8 protein-coding genes are annotated in these 23,063 nt (G+C 50.4%); all 8 read left to right on the top strand.

The window, feature by feature from the left end; all coding sequences use genetic code 11:
- Positions 1 to 29 precede the first annotated feature (29 nt).
- The 8 genes from ACJJIZ_RS16845 (at position 30) to ACJJIZ_RS16810 (ending at position 22,793) form a co-directional block, all read left to right on the top strand.
- Positions 30 to 614 (top strand): tetratricopeptide repeat protein, encoded by a 585-nt coding sequence (locus tag ACJJIZ_RS16845; RefSeq protein WP_413662567.1) that lies wholly within the window; start codon positions 30 to 32, stop codon positions 612 to 614.
- Positions 611 to 931 (top strand): hypothetical protein, encoded by a 321-nt coding sequence (locus tag ACJJIZ_RS16840; RefSeq protein ID WP_238152012.1) that lies wholly within the window; start codon positions 611 to 613, stop codon positions 929 to 931. Before ACJJIZ_RS16845 ends, ACJJIZ_RS16840 begins: the two co-directional genes overlap by 4 nt.
- A gap of 69 nt (positions 932 to 1,000) precedes the next feature.
- Complete coding sequence (locus tag ACJJIZ_RS16835; protein WP_413662566.1) at positions 1,001 to 1,732, top strand: MotA/TolQ/ExbB proton channel family protein; 732 nt, start codon at positions 1,001 to 1,003, stop codon at positions 1,730 to 1,732.
- Positions 1,732 to 2,322 carry an ExbD/TolR family protein gene (locus ACJJIZ_RS16830; RefSeq protein WP_444914203.1) on the top strand — a complete coding sequence of 197 codons (591 nt, stop codon included), beginning with the start codon at positions 1,732 to 1,734 and terminating at the stop codon, positions 2,320 to 2,322. The genes ACJJIZ_RS16835 and ACJJIZ_RS16830 overlap by 1 nt, the downstream gene beginning before the upstream one ends.
- Positions 2,319 to 2,858 (top strand): ExbD/TolR family protein, encoded by a 540-nt coding sequence (locus ACJJIZ_RS16825; protein ID WP_444914202.1) that lies wholly within the window; start codon positions 2,319 to 2,321, stop codon positions 2,856 to 2,858. Before ACJJIZ_RS16830 ends, ACJJIZ_RS16825 begins: the two co-directional genes overlap by 4 nt.
- Positions 2,859 to 2,867: 9 nt before the next feature.
- Positions 2,868 to 4,247 (top strand): AgmX/PglI C-terminal domain-containing protein, encoded by a 1,380-nt coding sequence (locus tag ACJJIZ_RS16820; RefSeq protein ID WP_444914201.1) that lies wholly within the window; start codon positions 2,868 to 2,870, stop codon positions 4,245 to 4,247.
- Positions 4,248 to 4,551: 304 nt separating this feature from the next.
- Complete coding sequence (locus tag ACJJIZ_RS16815; protein WP_444914200.1) at positions 4,552 to 17,601, top strand: isopeptide-forming domain-containing fimbrial protein; 13,050 nt, start codon at positions 4,552 to 4,554, stop codon at positions 17,599 to 17,601.
- Positions 17,601 to 22,793, top strand: a complete 5,193-nt coding sequence (locus ACJJIZ_RS16810; protein WP_444914199.1) for an OmpA family protein — start codon at positions 17,601 to 17,603, stop codon at positions 22,791 to 22,793. The genes ACJJIZ_RS16815 and ACJJIZ_RS16810 overlap by 1 nt, the downstream gene beginning before the upstream one ends.
- Positions 22,794 to 23,063 lie beyond the last annotated feature (270 nt).

Here is a 23,063-nt window from a genome sequence, read left to right as displayed (position 1 = left end):
CAGGCATTTGCCTTTTGGAGTGGAAAGTTATGCAAAAACAAATGCGTTTGTTTTTTCTGGTGGGCTTAGCCTTGTTGTTAGCAGCTTGCGCCAGCACCCAAACCAAGTCTGGAAAAATCTCTGATTATTCTTCGGTGCGGGTATCGGGCAGTGTGAGTCGGGACTTTGAGCGATCCCTGGAATATCTTGCCGAGCAGGATTATGCGAGTGCTATTGAACTTCTGCAGTCAGTGGTGGAGCGCGAGCAGCGCCTTCCGGCACCCTATATCAATCTGGGTATTGCCCACTACAAAAGTGGCAATGAGGCAAAAGCGGAAGAGGCCTTTTTAAAGGCATTGGCGCTGGACGAAAAACATCCGGTGGCAACTAATGAACTGGCTGTTCTCTACCGAAAGCAAGGGCGCTTTGCCGAGGCGCGAAAAATATATGTGAATGCTTTGGCAGAAAATCCAGAATATCTACCTTTGATAAAAAATCTGGGCATATTGTGTGATCTGTATCTGCAAGATCTCCAGTGTGCTCTGGCACAATTCGAGCAATATGTTCAATTGGAACCAGAGGACCGGGATGTCACTATCTGGTTAGCTGATATTCAACGGAGGGCTGGTAAATGATTAAACTTCGTTGGGCTTTGCCATTCGTGGCCAGCTTTATGGTTTTTCCTTATGCCTTGGCTCAGTCTGAGGGAGAGGAGAAAAAAGAATCCACCGATAAAAAGGTGGATTCAAAAATTAAGGAGTTGTCGGGTATTTCTATTATCGGTAACAAGGAAGCCCCTAAGTCTCTCTATATTGTCCCCTGGAAAAGTTCCGAAGTGGGTGTCGAAAGCGACCTTGTCTCCAGCTTGATGGACGACAAACTCAAACCGCTCGACAAGGAAGTTTTCATGCGTGAGTTGGAGTTCTATCAACTCAGCCTGTCCGGCGATTAACGCCATATTGATTCTGGCTGTCGCCGGAGTAGCACCAAGTTTTAGCTGTATTTCTCAAGAGGGTTTGTAATGGACTTTTTCAATAACGTCATCGAGTTTTTCCAGACGGGCGGTACTTTCATGTACCCGATTCTCGTGGTTGCCGCACTGGGTGGTGCAGTGGCTATCGAGCGTTTTATCCGCCTGCATTTGGAGCGCCGCAGCAACCGCAATATGTGGGATAAGCTGCAGCCGGTATTAGCTTCAGGTGACTTCGATCGCGCTCGCAACCTGGTAAAACAGGACGAGTCCAGTGTGAGCAAATTATTGTCTATGGGGCTGGCCCGGCAGGGAGCTGTTCGCCGTCGTGAAGATATCGAAATCGCGATGGAAGAGAGCATGATGGAGATCACTCCACAACTGGAAAAGCGCACCCCTTACGTAGCTTTGTTTTCCAATATCGCAACTTTGCTCGGGCTTCTGGGAACCATTATGGGTCTGATCGAAGCCTTTACGGCGGTAGCCAATGCCAACCCGGCAGAAAAAGCAGACCTGCTCTCCGCCAGTATTTCCGTGGCGATGAACACAACCGCCTTCGGTCTGATGACTGGTATCCCGTTGTTGATCGTCCACGCACTGTTGAACTCACTCACCGGTGAAATTATCGACAGCCTGGAGATGGTCTCAGTAAAAGCATCCAACCTGATTGATGGTGCAACCCGTCGCCGTTTTGAAGTGGAGCCCGCAAAATCCAAGCCGTCTAGTGAAAAAACTGCCCCAGCTAAAACTAATCCAGTAGCACAGCAAGCGGAAACTGCGTAATGAGAAGGCGGCGCCACGGGCGGGATAAAGAAGCTCCTGAGCTGGATATCACTGCTTTCTTGAATTTGATGGTGGTATTGGTGCCTTTTCTATTGGTATCGGCGGTATTTTCGCGGGTGACAATTCTCGAACTTAATATGCCGAGTGGTGCCGGTGGTGGAGCACCGGATGATCCCACAGTTACGGTGGAGGTGGTTGTGCGAGAACAGGCCGTGGAAATCAGTGATGGTGAAAAGGTTATCGCACGTTTCCCCAACCTGAATATCGATGGCGAGGGTGAAAATGCTCCTATTGAGGCTCCCAATGGAGCAGGTACAGAACAGACTGAGATTCTCGCTGTGCTGCCCACGTCAGAAGTGTATGACCTAAAGAAGCTCACGCAGTTTTTGTTGGAAGTTAAGGCCAGTTATCCGGAAAAAACTGATTCCATCATCCTGATGGAGCCCACAATCGCCTATGAGCACTTGGTGGGCATTATGGATACTGTGCGCGGAGCTGAAGTACGGGTTGAGGGGAGTGATCCCAGTGATCTGGATGCGGTGGAAAAGGTGGTTTTATTTCCTGATATTTCCATAGGAGATGCGCCATGAGAAATGAAAGCCGACGCATGAAGCGTATGGCGCGAAGCCATAAGCGCAAGAAAACTTCAGGTATGAACCTGACTTCCCTGATGGATGTTTTTACGATCCTGGTGTTTTTCCTGCTGACTAATACCTCCAGCAATGAAGCGCTGGAGCCCCCCAAGGTGATTACCTTGCCGGACTCAGTGGTGGAGACCAAGCCCCGGGAAACGGTGACCTTGATGGTGACCAATGATGAAATCCTGGTGGAGTCCAACTCGATAATTGCCACCTCCGAAGTGTTGGAAAGCGAGGAAACCATTATTGCGGCCATTAAGGAAGCGATGGTTGCAGAGCTGGCCAAGGCAATTGGAGTTGCACAGGCCTCGGCAGATTCAGGTGAGGGTGATGTCGAGGGGGGGCAGGATCCAGAACCACCGGAGGTCAATATTCTCGCGGACAGAGGCATTCCGTTCAGTTTGCTGAAAAAGGTGATGTCCAGCTGTACAGACGCTGGCTATACCAAAGTTTCACTGGCGGTTATTCAGAAAGCATCTCAGGGTTAATGGAAGTTTGTGAGTAATTTTCTTCAACAACAGCGGGCGGTAGGTGAGGCGCTTGAGGCGGTTCACCATCGCATGCAGCTGCTCGAGGATGAGCGGCACCAGATCGAAGAGAAGCTGGCTGAATTACAGGACCAGGGGTCCAAGTACCAGTTGCTCGACGAGATTTCCGAACGCCTGCGCAAGCTTGAAGAAGCGGGCGCGGGAGAAATGTTCTGGGCGGAAGATTATCGGGAGAATGCTTCTGCGCAGGTTATCGAGCGGATCGGGCAGTCGACGCGCAGTTTCAACCAGAGCCTGGACCAGCTGCGCGAAGAGCGCAGTGCTTTACAGAACAGCATAAGCGAATGCCAGGAAGAGGTCTTTGCGCTGGATGAACGCGCGGATGAACTGCGCCGCGAGGAGGAAGAGTCAAAGTTCGAGTTTGAGATAACACGGGAATTCGAACAGCCTAAGTTCCGCCCCATGGTGATGCCATGGCACAAGCAGGGCGAGGACGAGAAGCGTTTTCGCCGCTGTGTCTTTGCCTCACTGTTTATCGCCGCCTTGCTGGGCTACCTGATTCCTCTGTATACGGTGCCCCAGCCCGAGTCTCAGATAGTGGAAATTCCCGAGCGTTTGGCCAAGCTGGTTATTGAGAAGAAAACCAAGCCCAAGCCACCGCCGGAGCTAGAAAAGGCCAAGCCTAAGAAAGAGGAGAAAAAGCCAGAGAAGAAGCCTGAGCAGAAGGTAGCCAAGCAGGACCCGAAACCTTCCAAAGCAGAGAAAAAGCAGGCGCGTAAAAAAGCTGAGCGATCCGGTGTTCTCGCCTTTAAGGATAACTTCCAGGACCTGATACAGGATGATCTGGATAACCGCCTCGGCCAGCAAACCCAGCTGAGCACAGCCGGTAAAAAAGAGAACCGCAGTCAGCGCTCACTGATCACTGCAGCATCTACCGCGGGAAGTGGTGGTATCAATACGGCAGAGTTGAGTCGCAATGTGGGTGGATCTGGTTCGGACTTGGGTGGCGTTGCCTTTGCGCGAGTGGAAAGTTCTATCGGTACTGAAGGTGACTTTGCCGGTGAGGACCGTCCTCTCAGTGATGGTGCTGGACCGTCGCGGACAGATGAGGAAATCCAGATTGTTTTCGATCGCTACAAGGCCACCTTGTACCGTATCTACAATCGTGAGCTTCGTAATAATCCCGCGCTGCAAGGTAAGATGGTGTTGAAGATTACTATTGAACCTAGCGGATCGGTTTCTGCCGTGAGTGTAGATTCTAGTGATGTGGATTCGCCGTCACTCAATGCAAAAATTGTGGCTAGGGTCAAACGATTTAACTTTGGTGAAAAGGCCGGAGTGCCGACCATTACCATTCTTTATCCGATTGACTTCTTCCCGCCAACCTAGGCTGATAATTGGCCGGAGCCCACTGAATGGTGGGTTCCGGTCGTTTCAAACTGATGAAATTTTCGTCATACCTGTTCAGTTATTATTTGTCCGTTCTGAACAAAATTTTCCCTCACTGAGGGCCCGCCTGAGAACCACTTGGCAATCCCTACAAAAGTTCCACTTGTCAGCTGGCTAATTATGACTTGTTTCACGGCTACCTAAGTGGGTTGTAATTAAAGTTCGCCCACCGTGGAGTGTCTGGTGTAAATGCCCGATTTATCTCCAAACATCTGTATTAGAAAGTGGCGGCCGTTAAGTGATAATGAAGTCGGAATTTGTTGAGCAAAAATCCTGCAAGTCTGTGATTATTGGATTTTTATTGGTCTGTGCGGTGGTCCTTCTAACTGCACCGCAGGCACTTGCTCAATCTAACTGTCCTTCTATTACCGATGATCCTGCAGGGTTCAATATTCTCAGTCACCGCTCCAGCGACAGTTGGTGTGTTTTATGTGGTGATGGTCAGGTAACCATCGAAGTTGATGTACCCAGTATTTTCAGTGGCCTATCGGGTACCCAGTCTATTCAGGATATCGTTATTACGGAGAACTTCGGGTCCTCCGGTCTAGAGTATGTGACTGGCTCTACTTCAGTGAGTTCTGGGTTTGTTCTGGGTGAGCCCACTATCAGTGGTACCACGATTACCTGGGATCAAAATGACCTGTCAGCACTTGCAGAGCGTGACGAAAATACGACCCTGACTATCACCTTCAACGTGCGAAGCCAGGATGAAGAAGAGGAAGAGCTGGTTGTTAATAATCGCACCCTAAATGCTACCGCAACTTTTGACTACTGCAGTTACCCCACCACTACAGATACTCACAGCATGGAGTTGGCGATCCGCGAGCCGGAACCCTCCATGGACAAGCGCGGCCGTAATATTGATGCGGCACAAACGAATTACACCAATAATGTCTATGGCAATATTGAAGATGATGTGATCTGGCGTATTCGTATCTCTAATGATGGTGACGCGGATATGCAGGATGCGCGTTTTGATGATTTGATGTCCAACCCCAATATGGATATCAACTACGCCTGTCCGAGTGAAAGTGCCGCTGAAGCTGTTGCCAATAATAATGGTGTTGCGCCTGGTGGCAGTAGCTGTGTTTCCGCAAGTAATTCTATTAATAACTTTGAGCTGGATGGTAACTTTTCCAATGGTTCAGGGCGCACTGACGTTCCGTCTGGTGGCGATCTGGATATTTACTTGGTAGGTAAGGTAAATACCTCCTGCACTAATGGCACCAATACAGTGTCAGATTTACAGTGGGGTTGTGAGATTGATGGTGATACGGGTGTGGGCGGTATTTCAAGCCCTGCGGAAGCCTCGGCTCCGGGCTCTGATACTTCGGAAATGCGTGTTGAGGTTTCAACTGATCTCACTATTACCCAGGAGATTACCGGTACCAACTTGAATCAACCTCTCGGTGCTTCCGGTTACGTCACTATAACCGTAAATAACCGGACGGGTGGCTCGGTAAGAGATATCCAGTTTGTCAGCGATCTGCCCGATGAGTATGTGGTTGATACCACCTTTACACCGGAAATTACCCGAGAGCGTCGCGGTATTGATAACCATGGCGCTAACTACAGCTCAGACTATGACGGCAAAGCCGATACGCTGGAATGGCGTGTGGGTTCTACTTGGAATCAATGGGATACGGATCCACTTAATAACAACCAACCGGAATTCCGCTTGTTGAGTAGTACAGTTCACTCGGTATACTCAGACCAAGAGCACATGATGCGACATGGAGATGAAATTCAACTTCGTTTCCGCATCGTTACGATTGAGCCCGACTTCTATGACCTGGATGCGGACCTGGATGTAGAGGAAGAGTCTTCTACCACCGGTACTGATCCTAATAGTAATATCGCTCTGGCAAATAATGTTCTCACTATTGATTACGAGGATTTCTGTTCTTCAACCAGCCCTGCTACTCAGGTAGATACGGAATCGGTTACGCCCGATCCCGAAGACCTGGATGTTAGTACTGTTCACCCCCTCTATATCGTTCGCGATAGTGGTACTTCGGAACTCACAGTGGATATCACCAATAATGGTGGCCACGATGCGAATGATTATTCACTGTATGTCACCTTCGGTGAGGCGATGAGGGTATTGTCCAATGACCGCAGCTGTACGGCCCTGGGAAATCCCAACCTGGGTACAGTGCCAGGACACCCACTTTGGAACCAGCCTGATTATTTGCCGGATTCCTCCAGGGTGTACCTGTGTGATAGTGGTGATTTGGGGGGTGAAATTGGACCTGGTGATACAGAGCGAGTGGTTTTTGTGGTTGAAAAGAATCACTCGGCCACCGATGACGACCTGACGTTCCGTGCAGATGTCGTAGGTGAAATCACCTTATATGATGGCACCGCGCTAAGTTTCCCCAGTCCTGCATCTCTAACGGATACGACACCAAACCAGCAACTGGCTAATAATTACACCCTTGATGGTATGCGCGCGCGGGTAATGGGTTTTAACCTGGTCAAGGACCGTTCCGATGAATGTACCGAGCTGACCAGTGAAACTGCTTTCCCAAATAGCAGTGTGTTGATTGGTGAAGAGTGTAGTTTTGAAATTCAAGCCGGTGGTTGGTTTGGATTCGATACACCGGGATTTACTTTGATAGAAGTGAAGGACATTGATGTTATCGATGATCTTCCCGACGGCCAGGGTTATATTGCGGATTCACCGCTAAATTGTTCAGACGTGAGCCTTCCTGATCCCACCTCTCAGGCAAATTGTGTGGTTATTTCGAGCAGTGATATTGTCGAGGGCGGTGGTCTGAATAACTCTCTGAGTGAGACAGATTTACAGTGGGATATTACTACCAATATTACAGCGAAAGATCGCTGGTTCCTTGCGGATATGACAACCCGCTTGTTGAATGACCCAGTGGATACAGAAAACACTGATCCGAACCAACACGCAAATGACAGTATCGATTACGCTCGCGCCCAGTTTACTGCGGTTTTTGATACTGAAACGATTATCGTAGATAACTACAATACCAGTGGAACCCTGACCAATATTGATGGTGTTCCAACCACGGTCCCTGGTTTTCCGGATATCACCGAGTGGTCGGAATCTGTCACCGTTACTGAACCCTCGATAGAAGTCGACAAAAAAGTCTGTAATGAAAATCTCTACGGCACAGGAACAAGCTGTAGCAAATTCGTTGATTTTACTAATGAAGGGCACCGGGACCAGACTTATATCTTCCGTCTCACGGTGACCAACCGGGCTGCGGATAGCGGTGTTGATCGCGCTCCTGCATACGATGTTGTAGTAACTGATACCCTGGATTCTTCCGGCCAGATGTGTGTGCAGGCAATGGATTCCGATAGCCTGGATAATGATGCTGATGGCAGTTCGGAAACTGTCAGTGGTGATGATGGCTTGGTGGGAATTACCTCCGGTGCAAATAACTATTCAGAAGCTACCCACTGTAGTGATGGTGGTACTCCGGCTATTATTACTTTTTCCTATGAGCATTCCACTGCCCTTGAGCGAATTAACCCGGGTGACTCCGTAACCCTGTATTACCGTGTGAAACCACACCAGTCAGTGGCACCACTACAGCTATTTACCAATACTTTCTTTGCTCGCTATGACAGCTTGGAAGGCGATTTTGGTAATCAGACTTCCCCGCAAATTGACAGTGACACGGATAATGATGGTGTCGGTGATGGCACTCCTGCAGCCGGTCGGGCACGCCACTACCAGTCCGATGATGCCGAAGCGCAGATGAGGATTATTGAAGTGCAGGCAGAGCCGAAGGAAGCCCTTGAGTTCTCCAACGGCACGGCCAGTGGAACCAGCAGTGACACAGCGGTTGTCGGTGAAGAGGTACGTTACGAACTGACAGCACAGATTCCGGCAGCGAAACTGCGAGATTTTGTGATTCGTGATGAATTGCCGGCAGGTATGCGCTGTATTGAAGGGGAGACCATCGATTTAAATGCCTCCCCTTACAATGCCGCTGGCTTTGTACCGGGAGGTACTTTTAATGCTACCTGTACCAGCACAGGTACTGCAGATTACGTTGAGTGGGATTTTGGTGATCAGGAGCTCACCACCGTATCCGGTAGCCTGTTTGATTTTCCGGTAGAGTTTATTGCCCGTATTGAAAACAGCAGTAACACCAATGACGGTGATGTTTTGGGTAATGGCGGCAGCTATACCACTGCGCAAGTTACTTATGTGGATGAGTCCGGTGCGGCGGTGGCGGTGCCATTTGATGCCCATGAAATAACAGTACTCGAGCCACAAATACAGCTGACCAAATCCTTTGCTGTTACCAATAGTGATGCTGACGATATTCTCACGGTGACTGTTACTGCAGAAAATATTGGCAGCGCCGATGCCTACAACTTGCAGGTGCTCGACGATCTCACCGGTAGCAATCTTATTTACCTGGGCAATGTGGGCGGCAACGATCCACCCAATAATGTCGATGTCACTACGGTGGGCACCAATGCTCCCATCTTTAGCTGGAATCGCAGTAATAGCGATTACACTATTGCGGTTGGCAATACAAAAATATTCACTTTTGAAGTCCAGGTAGAGCAGGGCGTTGAGCCCCATGAAATTCTGGACAACACCATTGAGGCCCGCTGGCAATCCCTACCTGGTATAGATGTTGCCCTTAATAGTGGCAACTCTATTGGCATTGATGGTGCCGCTGACGGCATGCGTATTGGTGTTTTGCCTAATGTAGGCGATCCCATCAACGATTATGAAACCACTGCCAGCGCCCAGACCGAAGTGCCGTCATTAGAGTTGACTAAAACGGATTTGGACACCTCGGTAGTCCCCACCATTGGCGCCCATAAAAAATTCCAACTGGAGATTAGTTTACCGGAAGGTATCAGTGAAAATGTAGTTATCACTGATCAGCTGGGTAGCCCTGAGGGTTATGTGCTCTCTCATAATACTGACTACGATATCACTTACGATTTTGTCGGTATTGAAACTATTAATGGCAGCGCGCCATCTGAATCAGCTTTTAACAGTTTTCCGGGGGATAATACTTCCGGAAATGCTACCTGGGATATCGGCACCGTCGATACCAGCAGTGAAAATGACACGGCCGGAAGCACAATTGCTCCGCTGATTCGAATTACCTATTTTGCCCGCATCGAAAATGATCTCGCCACTAATGATGGTGATAATCGCCAAAATAATGCCGCGCTTACTTACAGCAATGGGGAAAGTGGCAGCACAGAAAATATCAACGACAGCACAACCAGTGTAACGGTAGTAGAGCCGTTACTCGAGATTAATAAGACAGTGAGTAATGCCACCAACCCCGGCAATCTGCCGGTGGGTGGTGATGTGCTGGAATATGTTATTACCGTGGAGCATGATGCGGGCTCCAGTGCCGCAGCTTATGAGCTGAATTTAGTCGATACGCTGCCTTCAGAGTTGACCTTTGATAGCAGCTTTACACCTACCGCAGAAATAGGCGGTACCGCAGTATCCGGCTTTGTCGCCACACCAGCGGCAGCTCCAGCAGGTCCACTCGTATGGGGTCGTGACAATGGCGATAACAGTCTGGATTTAGCGCTGGGTCAAACTCTGGTGCTCACCTACCGAACCCAGGTTACAGGCGTTTTTGGTTCGCCTATCAGCAACAGTGTGATGCTGGACTGGACCTCCCTGGACGATGGCAGTATCAATGACCAGGCCTATGAGCGAGACGGTGCTGGATGCCCCAGTATTTCCGCACCTGATGATTACTGTGTTGGTCCTGCAGAAGCCAGTATTAATACGGTAGACAATACTAGCATTACAAAAGCAGTAATTGCCGATACAGATACCGCAACTCCAGTGGGTACTTTGCGTGTTGGCGATACTGTCACTTACCAGCTCACCCTGAATTTACAGGCGGGAACAACACCAGCGGTAACTATTGATGATGCGCTGCCCAGTGGTTTGGAATTTGACACTGTTGTCAGCGTGAACGGGGATACCACTGCTCCCTACGACGATAGCCTGAATGATTTTACCTATTCAGCGATTTCGGTTCCCACTGCCGGCGATACCGGTACAGTTTCCTGGGATCTAGGGGATATCACCAGTAATTTCGGTAATACCAATAACTTTGTTATTGAGTACACCGCTAAAGTAGTAGCGGGTTCGGGAATCACCGCGCCTACCTCAACTCTTACCAATACGGCTCAGCTAAATTACACCGGTGCCGCCAGTACCTTGCAGGACAGCGCCGATATTACTGTACTGCAACCGGTGATCGACAATCTCACCAAGACCGATGCTACCTGGCCCAGTTCCCATATGAATGTGGACCCGGCCAACGATATTATGCAGTTTACCCTGCTGGCCTGTAACTCGGGTCTTGCCCCCGCCTACAACCTATCGCTAACTGACGATTTAGCGACGCAAATGGATGAGAGTTCCATTGCCAATCTCCAGGTGAGCCTCGACGGTACTGTGCTGACACAGGGAACAGACTACACCTATAGTGCGCCGGCAACACGGGGTGATGATATGGGCTTCGATTTCCTGGTGCCGGTCGAAGCGGGCACCTGTTTGGAAATCAGTTACGAGATCGGTTTCTATACAGATATTAGTGGCGGTGAAAGCTGGGTTAACACTTTTACCGTCGATGAATTCTGGTCGCTGGAAGCTAGCAATGGCGAACAGTACTCTGCAGTTACTTTGGGCACTCCCTATCCTATGGGCACTGTTGCGACCAGTGTGACTGCTCCACAAAAAACACTGCAAACAGCGACTACTGCCGCTGTTGGTGACGAGGTCGTATACCAGATACAGGTACCCGGTAGCGGCACCACCTCGGCTATTTACGATATTGAAATTTCCGATGTATTAGACCCCAGCCTGGAGTTGGTGCAATTGCAGGAAATTAATGGGCTTACCTACACCGATAATACCAGTGGCAATAATATCGATATGGCAATCGATATTATCCCAGCCGGTACCGTGGCAATTTTTGAAGTTCGCGCTCGGGTTGCCAACAATGCTACAGCCCAGGCTGGCCACAGCTTTGAAAATGAGGTGACTTATTCTTATGCCGCGACTGATGGTGGCACTTCGCAGTCCGGAGGCACTGGTACTGCGGCGACACTTACCATCGTCGAGCCAGAAATAAGTGCAATTGCCTCTGTCGCAAATCAAACCAACCCCGGTAACGATCCGGATGCGGGCGATGTACTGCGTTTTACCCTGGATCTCAGTGCTGCGGGTAATGCGGAAAATTCTGCAGCTTACGATCTTTCGGTTAATGAGTTGTTATCCCTGGGGCTTGGGTTTGTACCGGGCACCGTGACTTTTGCCGGAGCCTCCCAGGCAGATCCCACCGTGAATGGTGACGGAGTTACTAGTGCACAAAACCTGGTTTGGGATAGGGCCAATAGTGATCTGGATATCACCGCAGGTGATAACAGTGAACTGGTGTTCGATGTAGTTGTACTCGACAGCGTACAGCCAGCAGCTGCGCTGTCCGCAACTGCCAGTGTGGAATGGACCAGTCTCGATGAAGATAACAGCAGTATTTATGAACGTAACGGTGCTGATGGCAGCGGCGGCCTGAATGATTACTTGCTGGAAAATATTGCTGCTCAGCTAGATGCTGCCAATGACAGTACAATTAGCAAAATCCGTTCAGATGACAGCTATGGTAGCGCTGACGAGCAATTGCGAGTGGGCGACTTGGTTGAATACCAGATTACCCTCTCCCTACCAGAGGGCACGGCCTCCAATGGGCTTATTGTCGATACTTTGCCCCAGGGAATGGTGTTTGTAAGCACACTTTCAATTAATGGCCAGACTTCTGCACCATTTACGGCTGCGGCGCCCTTTACCCACACCGATATTGCAGAGCCAGTGCAGTCTGGTGATCCTTCTACTGGTGCCACTACGGTTACCTGGAGTATTCCCGACCTGGTCAACACGGGTGATAACGATACCAGCAACGATGAATTTGTTGTGCGTTACCTTGTGCGGGTTCTCAATGAGGATTCCCACCCCTGGCCAGCAACGAACACCGCGCTGACCAATACTGCAGAGTTTGATTTTGATGCTGCCACAGGAGCTGAAACCCGTAGTGATAGCGAAACACTGGACCTGTTACAGCCGGATCTCGCCGTAGCTATTAGCTCAACTCCCGCAGATGGCAGCACGCTTTCCGCCGGCGATACCATTGAATATACCGTTACGATTACCAACAACGGTTCTTCACCAGCCTATGATCCGGTATTCCGCGATGTGATTCCTTTAGGTCTGCGCCAAGGGGGAGTCAGTGTCCAGTCCCTCACGGTAAATGGTGCCGCAGCAACAGTGGTTGCGCCTACTTTCGATAGCAGTACTGGCGAAGCCGTTTGGGATTTTGCCGCAGGTACGGGTTACGGAATCAACGCTGGTGAGTCCATGGAAATGGTATATCGCGTTGAAGCGGATTCTAATTTAGGTGCTGGACTTAGCCTGCAAAATGCGGCCTATGTTGAAGTTTATTATTCGCTTGATGATAACGATTTGCCGTCTCTGAATTCCGTGGCGGTCACTGACGATTTACGTGAGGATTATGGCCCGACTTCTCCGGTGAGTGTCCAATTTAATACTCCCAATGCCGCGCCACTGTTGATTGAAGTTACCCAATTAACAGCTTCCATTGGCGAGCCGTTTAACTATCGCATTACCATCCCGGAAACGGTGCAGACCACGGCGCTTCACGATGTCACTGTGCTGATGGATCTGACTACGTCTGCTGCGGATCTGGAATTTGTCAGTGCCAGTAAAGTATCTGGCAGTGCATCTTTCACTCCGGAAAATAACGGCAGCTCCACCAGTCTCAGTATTGCAGATAGCACTAACGGAATTGATGTGCCCGCCGGCGAGCAAGTGGTTATTGATGTAACACTGCGACTGCTGGATATGGACCCGCCGAATGTGGACGGTTTGAATTTTGCCACCAGTGCCAGCTACAACTACAACTACGATAATGATAATGCCTCAGCGGGGCAGGGTGCGGGTAGCGGCAATACTACGGCGGACATGACGGTAGTAGAGCCCACGGCTATTACCCTGACTAAAACTGGCCCCACCAGTGTCCAGTCCGGTGTAGGCGGTACCTTTACTTTAGATTTGCACAATACCGGTACGGGCCCGGCCTGGGATATTAGTGTTACCGATATTTTGCCGGATAATAATCCCGGTGGAATGTGTGAAACGGCCCCAGCCAATTTCACCGCGCAAATTACTGACAGCGCTGGCACCACCACGGCCACCCTGACAGAGGGTTCTGACTTTAGCGCGGTATTTGATAACGATAGTTGCACCCTCACAATTACCTCCATCGGCCCAGCGGCAATGCTGGATGCGGATTACCATCTGCTGATTGGTTACGATGCCTATTTGGATGCCGACACCGTCGATGGGGATACGCTGACGAATATTGCTGGTGTTACTCAGTGGCACAGCTGGGATAGCAGCCTCACTGAAGTTCGCCAGTACACCCGTGCGGCGCCCACCGATGGCACTCCCGGTGTGCTGGATCACGAGGACGCTTATTCGATTAGCGCCTCTGTGCCGAAAGTGACTTTCTACAAAGCAGTGGAAAATATCAGCCGTGGAGAAAACCCGGCCACTGCAGCCAGTCCCACGGAAGTTTTACGTTACACATTGACACTGACCAATACGAGTGGTGTCGATGTGAGCGGAGTCGAGATTACCGATGACCTGGGTCGATTAAATAATTCTGCACTGTTTGAATCGGGCACTTTACAGTTGGTAAGTGCTCCGACTGGCAGTGACAGCAGTGCTATCGATGCCTCTGCCGGTACCTGGAATAGTGGCTATCTGGAAGTCAGTAATCTGGATCTTACGGCGAGCGGTACCGCGGGAGATTCTATCCAGATTGTTTATGAAGTTACCCTGGCAGCAGTTATTGATAGTGGGACCCAAGTCTTCAACCAGGCCCAGGTTCAGCTTCCCGGGCAATTACTGCAAGACAGTGATGATCCCAACATCAACGGCACCGATGATCCGGATACGGCGGGTGATGAAGATCCCACAGAAGTACTGATTGAGTCAGAGCCATTACTGGTGGTAGAAAAAACGTCGGCAGATATGACTGATGATGCAGATCTGCTGATGGTTGGGGATACCCTGCGATATACCATTACCGCGGAAAATGCCGGTAATGAGAATGCGATCAATGCCCTGATATTGGATCAGATCCCATCTAATACAACTTATGTCAGTGGCTCTACCACCCTGAATGGCTCCACATTGTCTGATGTCAGCGGCACCTCTCCTCTGGCTGCAGGTATGAGCATTAATACCGATGGTGAAGCCGATGGTTTTATCGGCGCAACGGCCAATGGCGCACCTGCAGTGGTCATCACCTTTGATGTCACCATTAATGACGTTAATGATGGCACCGTTATTTCAAACCAAGCGTTTGTAAATGGTGAAGGTGTGGGTAGCGGTACTTTTGATGAAGTGCCCTCCGATGATCCGAATACCGATGCTCCCAATGATCCCACGATCGATATTGTTGGCGATGTACCCCTGTTAATTGCCCACAAGACTGTGGAGATTGCCGAAGACTATATTTCCGCAGGGATTGTCGATCCGGGTGATGTACTTCGCTATACCATCGCAATCACCAATATGGGTGGTGTAGATGCTCTCGAAGTAGCGCTTACCGATCAGGTACCAAATGACACTACTTATGTTGCTGGCACCACCACTTTAAATGGTGAAGTGGTCGCGGATAACGGTGGTGGTAATTCACAGTTGGATTCTGCCCTACCGGTTTCATCCGATGACCTGACTCCGCCGCTACCAGGAGCCAATGAAGGCATTATTACCTCGGGGCAAACTGCCACTGTCACATTTGAGGTAATGGTGAATTCTGGCACCCCGACAGGCACAGTTATCAGTAACCAGGGTAGTGTTGATGCAGATGAGTTGGCACTTACCCTGACCGATGCAGATGGCAACCCAGCCAATGGTGCACAGCCAACTGACGTTGTCGTGGGTGATGCCCAGTTGCTCTCCATTGTGAAAGAAGTTGCTGTTGTCGGTGGCGGTGCCGCAGAAGCGGGTGCGGTATTGGAATACCAGGTAACCGTCGAAAATATCAGCGGTGTCCCAGCAACTTATATTGAGATCACCGATGACCTGGCTATAGCCGGAGATGGAGTTCTTACCTATATCGCTGATTCGGCCATGCTCAACGGGCAGACCGATGGAATAACGGTTGTCGACACACTAATCACTGCAGACTACGCCACAACTTACGGTGATTTGGAACCAGGAGAGATGGTTACTCTGCGTTTCCAGGCGCAGATGTCAGAAAACCTGGATTATGGTTTTACTGTAGTAAATACCGCAGAAGTACAGTGGAATGATCCGGCCTCCAGCGCTCAGGCTAGTGTTGCCATTGACGTTGGCGGTACCCCGGGCATTGCCAACCTGGCTGGTTATCTGTGGCACGATGTGAATTTCAATGATGCCTTGGATACGGATGAGAGCCTGCTGCTTAATTGGGCGGTAGACCTGTATTTCAATGACGAATTGATGGAAACAGTTCAGTCTGATGAAAATGGTTACTTCCAGTTCCAGGGGCTCGTACCGAACAGCTATGGTGGCCTTAGCTATGAAATGCGTTACACCGCACCAGATGCTACTGAAAGTACAGCTTCATTGGGTAACTCTGTTTCTGATTTCACCAACGGCCCGCAGTCCATTAGTGAAATTTATGTAGATTCGGGAGCGAACCCGCAGGACTTGAATTTGCCTCTAACACCCAATGGCGTGGTTTACGATTCAGTAACCCGCTCCGCCATTGAGGGTGCCACCCTCACTATGTTGAGGGTGAGTTCCGGTCAGGAATTGCCTGCGCGTTGTTTTGATGATGAGAAACAACAAGGGCAGGTAACCCAGTCTGGGGGTTACTACAAGTTTGATATCAACTTCAGCGATGCAGCCTGTCCATCCAACGCGGACTACCTGATTCAGGTGGATATCGCGGATGAGGATTATGTGGGTGGTGAATCACTGGTAATTCCTTCTCAGACAAACAGCGAAACTGCCGGTTTTGATGTGGCCGGTTGTCTGGGCAGCAACGCCGATATGGTTCCTGCGACCGCAAATCACTGTGAGGTTCAGGAATCATTCTCTCACCCCTCTCTTGATGTAGAGGCGCGGGATGCGGCAACGGACTACTACCTGCGAATGACTTTGGATGATGGTCAGATTCCAGGGGAAAGCCAGCTGTTTAACAACCATGTCGCCATGGACCCGGAGTTGGAAGGGGCGCTATCCATCACCAAAACCGCGGCCATGCTCAATGTAACCCGCAGTCAGTTGGTTCCTTACACCATTACTTTTGGCAATACGCTGCCAATTCCACTGACAGATCTACAGCTAGTCGATTACTTCCCGGCAGGCTTCAAATATGTCGCGGGCTCGGCGCGCCTTGATGGAGAAGCGGTTGAGCCTGAAAGCGAAGGCCTGCAATTGAGGTGGTCGGATCTGCGCGTGGAAGCGGAAGAAACCCGTGTATTGAAATTGCTATTGGTTGTGGGTTCCGGTGTGGGCGAGGGCAAATATGTGAACCGCGCCCGTATGTTTAATCAGCTCTCTGGACAGGCAGCCTCTGGTGAGGCCTCTGCCACTGTGCGTGTGGTGCCCGATCCCACCTTCGACTGTACCGATGTTATCGGCAAAGTGTTTGACGATAAAAATATGAATGGCTACCAGGATGAAGGAGAGGGTGGTTTACCGGGTGCTCGAGTGGTGACTGCTACCGGCCTGAATGCGACAGCGGACTCCCACGGTCGATTCCATATTACCTGCGCAGTGGTGCCGAATGGGGATCGAGGTTCCAATTTTGTGCTCAAGCTCGACGATCGCAGCTTGCCAAGCGGGTATCGTCTCACCACTGAAAACCCGCGTGTGCTGCGAGCCACCCGAGGCAAGATGCTGAAGTTCAACTTTGGAGCCAGCTTGCACCGGGTAGTGCGCCTGGATATTGCCGAAGCGGTATTTGAACCGGGCACAACAGAGTTGCGCCCGCAATGGCATTCCCGAATGGATTTATTGTTGGAAAAACTCAGTGAAGCTCCCTCTGTTTTACGCCTTGCCTATCTTGGGGAGAATGAAGATCCGGATCTGGTGGACGAGCGTCTGCAGGCAATTAAAGATCAGGTCGCCCAGGACTGGGAGAGCCGTGAAGGTGACTACGATTTGACCATAGAAACTGAAGTTTTCTGGCGCCGTGGAGCGCCTCCTGGTAAAGGAGGTTTGGAGTGATGTCCTTTGCAAAACGGAATCGTGATCAGCGAGCTTGCTCGATAAATACTGCCGCGAAGACGACCCGCTTTTTCCCCCGGCGGGACTGCCGTCTCGCCACTGCGATCGCGTTGGCATTAACACTTCCAGCGCAGGCCCAGGAAGCGGGTGCGCAAGTAGATGAGCCTAGTTGGTGGCAGGTCTGGCAAAATATTCCAAGCCTGAGTTCTGAAGAAAGTGGAGCTCAATCCGAACTCGAAGAGCAGTCGATAGGCAGTAATACTGAAGGTATGCTGCTGCGCGCACCTACAAATCAATGGTTGCAGGATGCAACTCAATTTGTTGCACCGCTGGACCCGATTGTGGTGGAAGATTTTATCGACCCAATCCTGTTCTATGGCGTTGAGGATGAAATACCTCTGGAGGCAGTGGAGTTACTGCGCCAGAGCTTGAATGACTTGGGTGAGACGCCCAATTTTAAGTTGCACTTTATTGGCCATACAGATTCCGATCCCCTTACCGGGGAACAGGTAGCAGACTTTGCCAGCAAAGAAGAATTTACTTTGGCGCGGGCCCAGTTCGTGGCGGACTTCCTTCAAGAGGCCCTTGAACTGCCTGAGCAAATGATTGTTGTTGAAGGGCGAGGGGATATAGAACCCACAGCGGATAATATTACTACCGCAGGTCGTGAAGAGAATCGCCGAGTACAGGTAAAAGTAACCTATGACGCCCTGGATGAAAAAGCCATGGCGGACCGTGCTCGTGCGGAAGCATTGTTGCTCAACCGGGTGAAAGTATGCCGCCAGGAAACGGTATGCAGGCTTACTTATGCCGCAGGCAGTGAACAGCGGGCACGCCTTAGAAACCTGGTGACGCCACTGAGGATGGAGCCCGGTCAAACAGAATTGCCGGAAGCCTTTATTCGCCGTATCCGCGAGGTTCGATCCAACCTTGCGGATAAAAACAATCTGGTTATTCACTTTATTGGTCATACCGACGCCCGCCCCCTGGACGTGAGTGAAAATCCGGAAGCCCAACAGAGTGCTTATCAGGAGCGATCCTATAGCGAAGCCCGCCGTGTCGCTCAGGCCCTGGGTTCTGCACTGAATTTGCCTGCGGCCATGGTCACCAGCAGTGGCAAGGGGGCAAGTCAACCAATAGCGGCCAACGATACGCCGAAAGGCCGAGCCCTCAACCGCCGGGTAGAAGTGGAATTTTGGTATGACGACCCATTGGAAGTCGCTACAGATTCTGTTCAGGCCTGTCCGGAAGCTGCCGCTGCGGAAACTCTCACCATTGCCTATGAATCTGCCGGTGGAAAACTGTCGCCGATTCGTTTTGATAATGGCGATCCGATTATCAGTCAGGCACAGCTGACACAAATACGTGCGGCCATGGCTGAAATTTCCAATAAAGCGAATGTTCGTCTGAGCTTTATTGGCTACAGCGATAACCAGCGTATGGATCGCCGCGAAGCGATGGTCTACGGCGATGACCAGGGACTGTCCGGTGCCCGCGCTCAGCGCGCTATGGCACAGGTACAGGAATTACTGAATCTCGAAGACACCCAGGTGGAGTTTGAGGGGCGCGGCTACGTCCAATCTGCGGATGTTGTGAGCAATGGCTTTGAGCAGCGGGATGGCGCCAGGGTTGAGGTCGAAATCCTGTACGATGAACTGGCAATTCTCACTGAAAGTGATCGCTTGGAAATCGAGCGCATTAATCGTGAAGCCATAGCCAATAATCCCTACGCACTTAACTTGATGCGTATTACTGTCGACGGCAGCCCGGAATACGACCCCTATAAAAACTCGGCGGACTTACAGCGCTGTACTGATGTGGCCTTGCAAGAAGCGAATATTCAATTTCGCTTCGACAATAAAAAAATGCAACCGCGCCTGAATGTGACAGCATGGCCCAATACCATCCGTTACGCAGATAACCCGGATACCGACCTGGCAGAGAACCGGGTATTTTTCAGTAGCTATACCAACTATCCCTCTTTTATTAAAAGTACCGAAGTGCGATTGTTCGAAGAGGGACAGTCTCTGCGCGATACACCTCTGGCAATTGTACCGCTGGATCACTTTGGCAAAGGGGAATGGCATGCAGAATTTTCTGAATTCCAGGCGCCTTTAAAAAAATTACACTACGTACTGCGTGCCTATGACAACAAGGGCCGCTATGACGAGACCACGGAACAGACCCTGTGGTTGGTAGATCAAATTGAAGAGTCTTCAGAAAATGAAGATATTGGTAGGGAATTATTAGTAGGCTATGGTGAGAACCGCTTAGCGCAGCGGAACATCCCTCTGGATGGTAACAGTGTATTGGTCAATGGCACTCAGGTGCCGTCCGGGCACACCGTATGGTTAGCGGGCAATCCGGTACCGGTCGATAGTCAAGGCCAGTTTATCGCCGAGCAAATTTTTGAGCCGGGTATGCATACGGTTGAAGTGGCGATACTCGATGATGAGGGTAATGGCGAACTTTTCCTGCGGGATTTGGATTTTGCCAAAAACGACTGGTTTACTGTAGGTATTGCCGACCTTACTGTGGGTTACGATAAAACCAATGGCCCTGCGGCCCTGGTTACTGGTGATGAAACTCATTATGACAATTCAGTAAGCTACGATGGCCGTCTGGCGTTTTACACCAACGGCGGTTTCGGGGAAGGCTGGCGTCTGTCGGCCAGTGCAGATACCGAAGAGGGCCCGGTAGAGGATCTGTTTTCCAACTTTATGGAAAAGTCTCCCGATGCCTTGTTCCGCCGCCTGGATAGTGATTTGTATTACCCGACGTTTGGCGATGACTCCACCGTAGTTGAAGACGCCCCCACGTCAGGCAAGTTTTATGTGAAATTGTCCAAGTACGATGACTACGGTCTCTGGGGTAATTTCAAAGCCAACTACGCCGATAATGAGCTCGCTCAAATTGACCGAACGCTCTACGGCGGTAGCGGTCACTTTGAAACCGATGCGATGACTAGCTTTGGTGAGAAGCGCTTTCAAATAGATGCCTTTGGAGCAGAGCCGGGAACCATTGCCGGGCGCGATGAGTATCGTGGAACCGGCGGTTCCCTGTATTACCTCCGTCACCAGGACATTTCCAGCGGCTCGGAAAGTTTACGAGTAGAAGTTCGGGATAAAGATTCCGGGCTGGTGCTCGCAGTTAAGACCCTTACCGCAGTAGTTGATTACGACATCGACTATATCCAAGGGCGTATCCTGCTTAACAGCCCCTTATCTTCCCTGGCAAATGATGAACTGCTCATTGAAGATGGAGCTTACAACGGCAATCCCCAATACCTGGTAGCACGCTACGAATATACTCCCGGTTTTGAAGAAATGGATACCCTGGCTGTCGGTGGGCGTGCCCACTACTGGTTGGGCGATCACGTCAAATTGGGCCTCAGCAGTATTCAGCAAGATGAAGATGAGAATGAAAGTTCCTTGCAGGGTATTGACCTGACTTTGCGTAAAAGCGCCAGTAGTTGGGTGAAAATTGAAATGGCCGATAGCGAGGGTAGCAATCTCGATAGCTTCAGTTCGCTCGATGGCGGCTACACCTTTGATGATGAAAGCCTGGATTCCACGGTTGCTGCCAGTGCAACCAAAGTGGAAGGCGTTTTACAGCTGGGAGATTTCTTCGAGAGTTTGCGTGGCTCTGGTAATTTTTACCATCAAGAGCGTGAAGCTGGTTTTTCCGGTCCAGGCCAATTTGTGGATGGCGATACCATCCAATATGGCGGTGGCGTTAACCTGCCGATCGGCGAAAGTTTTGATGTCAGAATCAAAGCCGATACCAAAGAGGAAGAGCAGGGGTTACAAACCAATGCCATGGACTTGATGCTCGGCTACCGCATTAATGATCACTGGCGACTCACCTCCGCAGTTCGCAATGATAGCCGTGAAGATGAATCCGAAGTTGTCGCCGCTACCCAGACAGAAGGGGATCGCACAGATGTTGCTGTCGAGGCGAGCTATGATTCCGGTGAGAGTTGGAGCGCCTTTGGTTTTGTTCAGAATACGATGGAAGTGACCGGTACCCGGGAAGAGAACAATCGCATCGGCCTCGGTGGCGCTTATCGGGTAAGTGACCGTTTGACAATGGACAGTGAAGTTTCCGGTGGTGATACTGGCACAGCTGCCCGACTCGGTACGGACTTTCTGGTGACTGACAGAACCAGCCTATATATGAATTATGCGCTGGATAATGAGCGCAGCGATACCGGTGTGCGTGCACGCAAGGGCAATATGAGTACCGGCTTCCGCAGTCGCTATTCTGATACGCTAAATATTTACGGTGAGGAGCGCTATAGTCACGGTGATGTTTCCACTGGCCTGACCCACGCCCTGGGTATGGATCTGGCCCCCAATGACCGTTGGACCTATGGCACTACCCTGGAGGCGGGCACACTCGAAGACCCGGATACAGGAGCCAAGACCGAGCGCAATGCCATGGGCTTTAATCTGGGCTATGGTTTGGATGCTATACGCATCGCATCCGCGCTGGAATACCGTACGGATATATCGGAAATGGTATCGGGCGAAAATACCGTATCGGAAACCGAGCGTAATACCTGGCTATTAAAAAATACCTTTAACTACCAGTTCACACCGGACTGGCGCTTGGTAGGCAAACTCAATTATTCAGACAGCAAAAGTTCGGAAGGTGAATTCTACGATGGTAAATTTACCGAAGCGGTAATGGGTTATGCCTACCGCCCGGTAAACAATGACCGCCTGAATACCCTGATGAAGTACACCTATTTCTATAATGTGCCGACTCAGGATCAGGTTACGGTTGAAAATACCTCCACTGAATTTATCCAGAAGAGTCATATCTTTTCGATAGACGCCAGTTACGATCTCAATCGACAGTGGACTTTGGGTGGCAAGTACGCCTATCGTCTGGGCCAGTTGAGCATGGATACGGAAGACCCGGAGTTTTTCGATAGCCGTGCCAGCCTTTATGTACTGCGTGCAGACTGGCATTTTATCAAGCGCTGGGATCTCCTCCTGGAAGCTCGCTTACTGGACCTACCCGATGCCCAGGATAGCAAGAGCGGCGCCTTGATCGGCTTGTATCGCCATGTTGGCGATCACCTTAAGTTGGGGGTGGGCTACAACTTTACCGACTTCTCTGATGATCTCACCCAGCTGGACTATGACAGTCATGGGGTGTTTATTAATATTATTGGTAAGCTGTGATTTTAGGGCCCGGTGCAAGCTGGGCCTTAATTCTTATCCCTTTCGTTTGAGCTTCAAACAATAATGTGAAGTTATTAAAACGGAAAAGAATCAGGTTGTTTAATCCCACTATTTAACTCCAGTTTTTAAGTAAAGAGTAAATGGCATTATTAGCCGTCACTAGACGGATTTAGCCAATAAGCCTCCAAATCCATTTATCTACGCCTCAATCATCGCCAAATACAATATATGTAATTGTACGGGCAGTTAGGCTCTTACTCTGCCCCCATG

The sequence above is a fragment of the Microbulbifer maximicatervae (SeqCode) genome (assembly GCF_052467225.1).
Note: the sequence above shows the minus strand (reverse complement) of the source record. Positions and strands in the feature narration are given on the sequence as shown.

Bases quoted from the DNA above. Each gene is read 5' to 3' on its own strand.
- ACJJIZ_RS16845 (WP_413662567.1), top strand. From the start codon at position 30: ATGCAAAAACAAATGCGTTTGTTTTTTCTGGTGGGCTTAGCCTTGTTG.
- ACJJIZ_RS16840 (WP_238152012.1), top strand. From the start codon at position 611: ATGATTAAACTTCGTTGGGCTTTGCCATTCGTGGCCAGCTTTATGGTT.
- ACJJIZ_RS16835 (WP_413662566.1), top strand. From the start codon at position 1,001: ATGGACTTTTTCAATAACGTCATCGAGTTTTTCCAGACGGGCGGTACT.
- ACJJIZ_RS16830 (WP_444914203.1), top strand. From the start codon at position 1,732: ATGAGAAGGCGGCGCCACGGGCGGGATAAAGAAGCTCCTGAGCTGGAT.
- ACJJIZ_RS16825 (WP_444914202.1), top strand. From the start codon at position 2,319: ATGAGAAATGAAAGCCGACGCATGAAGCGTATGGCGCGAAGCCATAAG.
- ACJJIZ_RS16815 (WP_444914200.1), top strand. From the start codon at position 4,552: ATGAAGTCGGAATTTGTTGAGCAAAAATCCTGCAAGTCTGTGATTATT.
- ACJJIZ_RS16810 (WP_444914199.1), top strand. From the start codon at position 17,601: ATGTCCTTTGCAAAACGGAATCGTGATCAGCGAGCTTGCTCGATAAAT.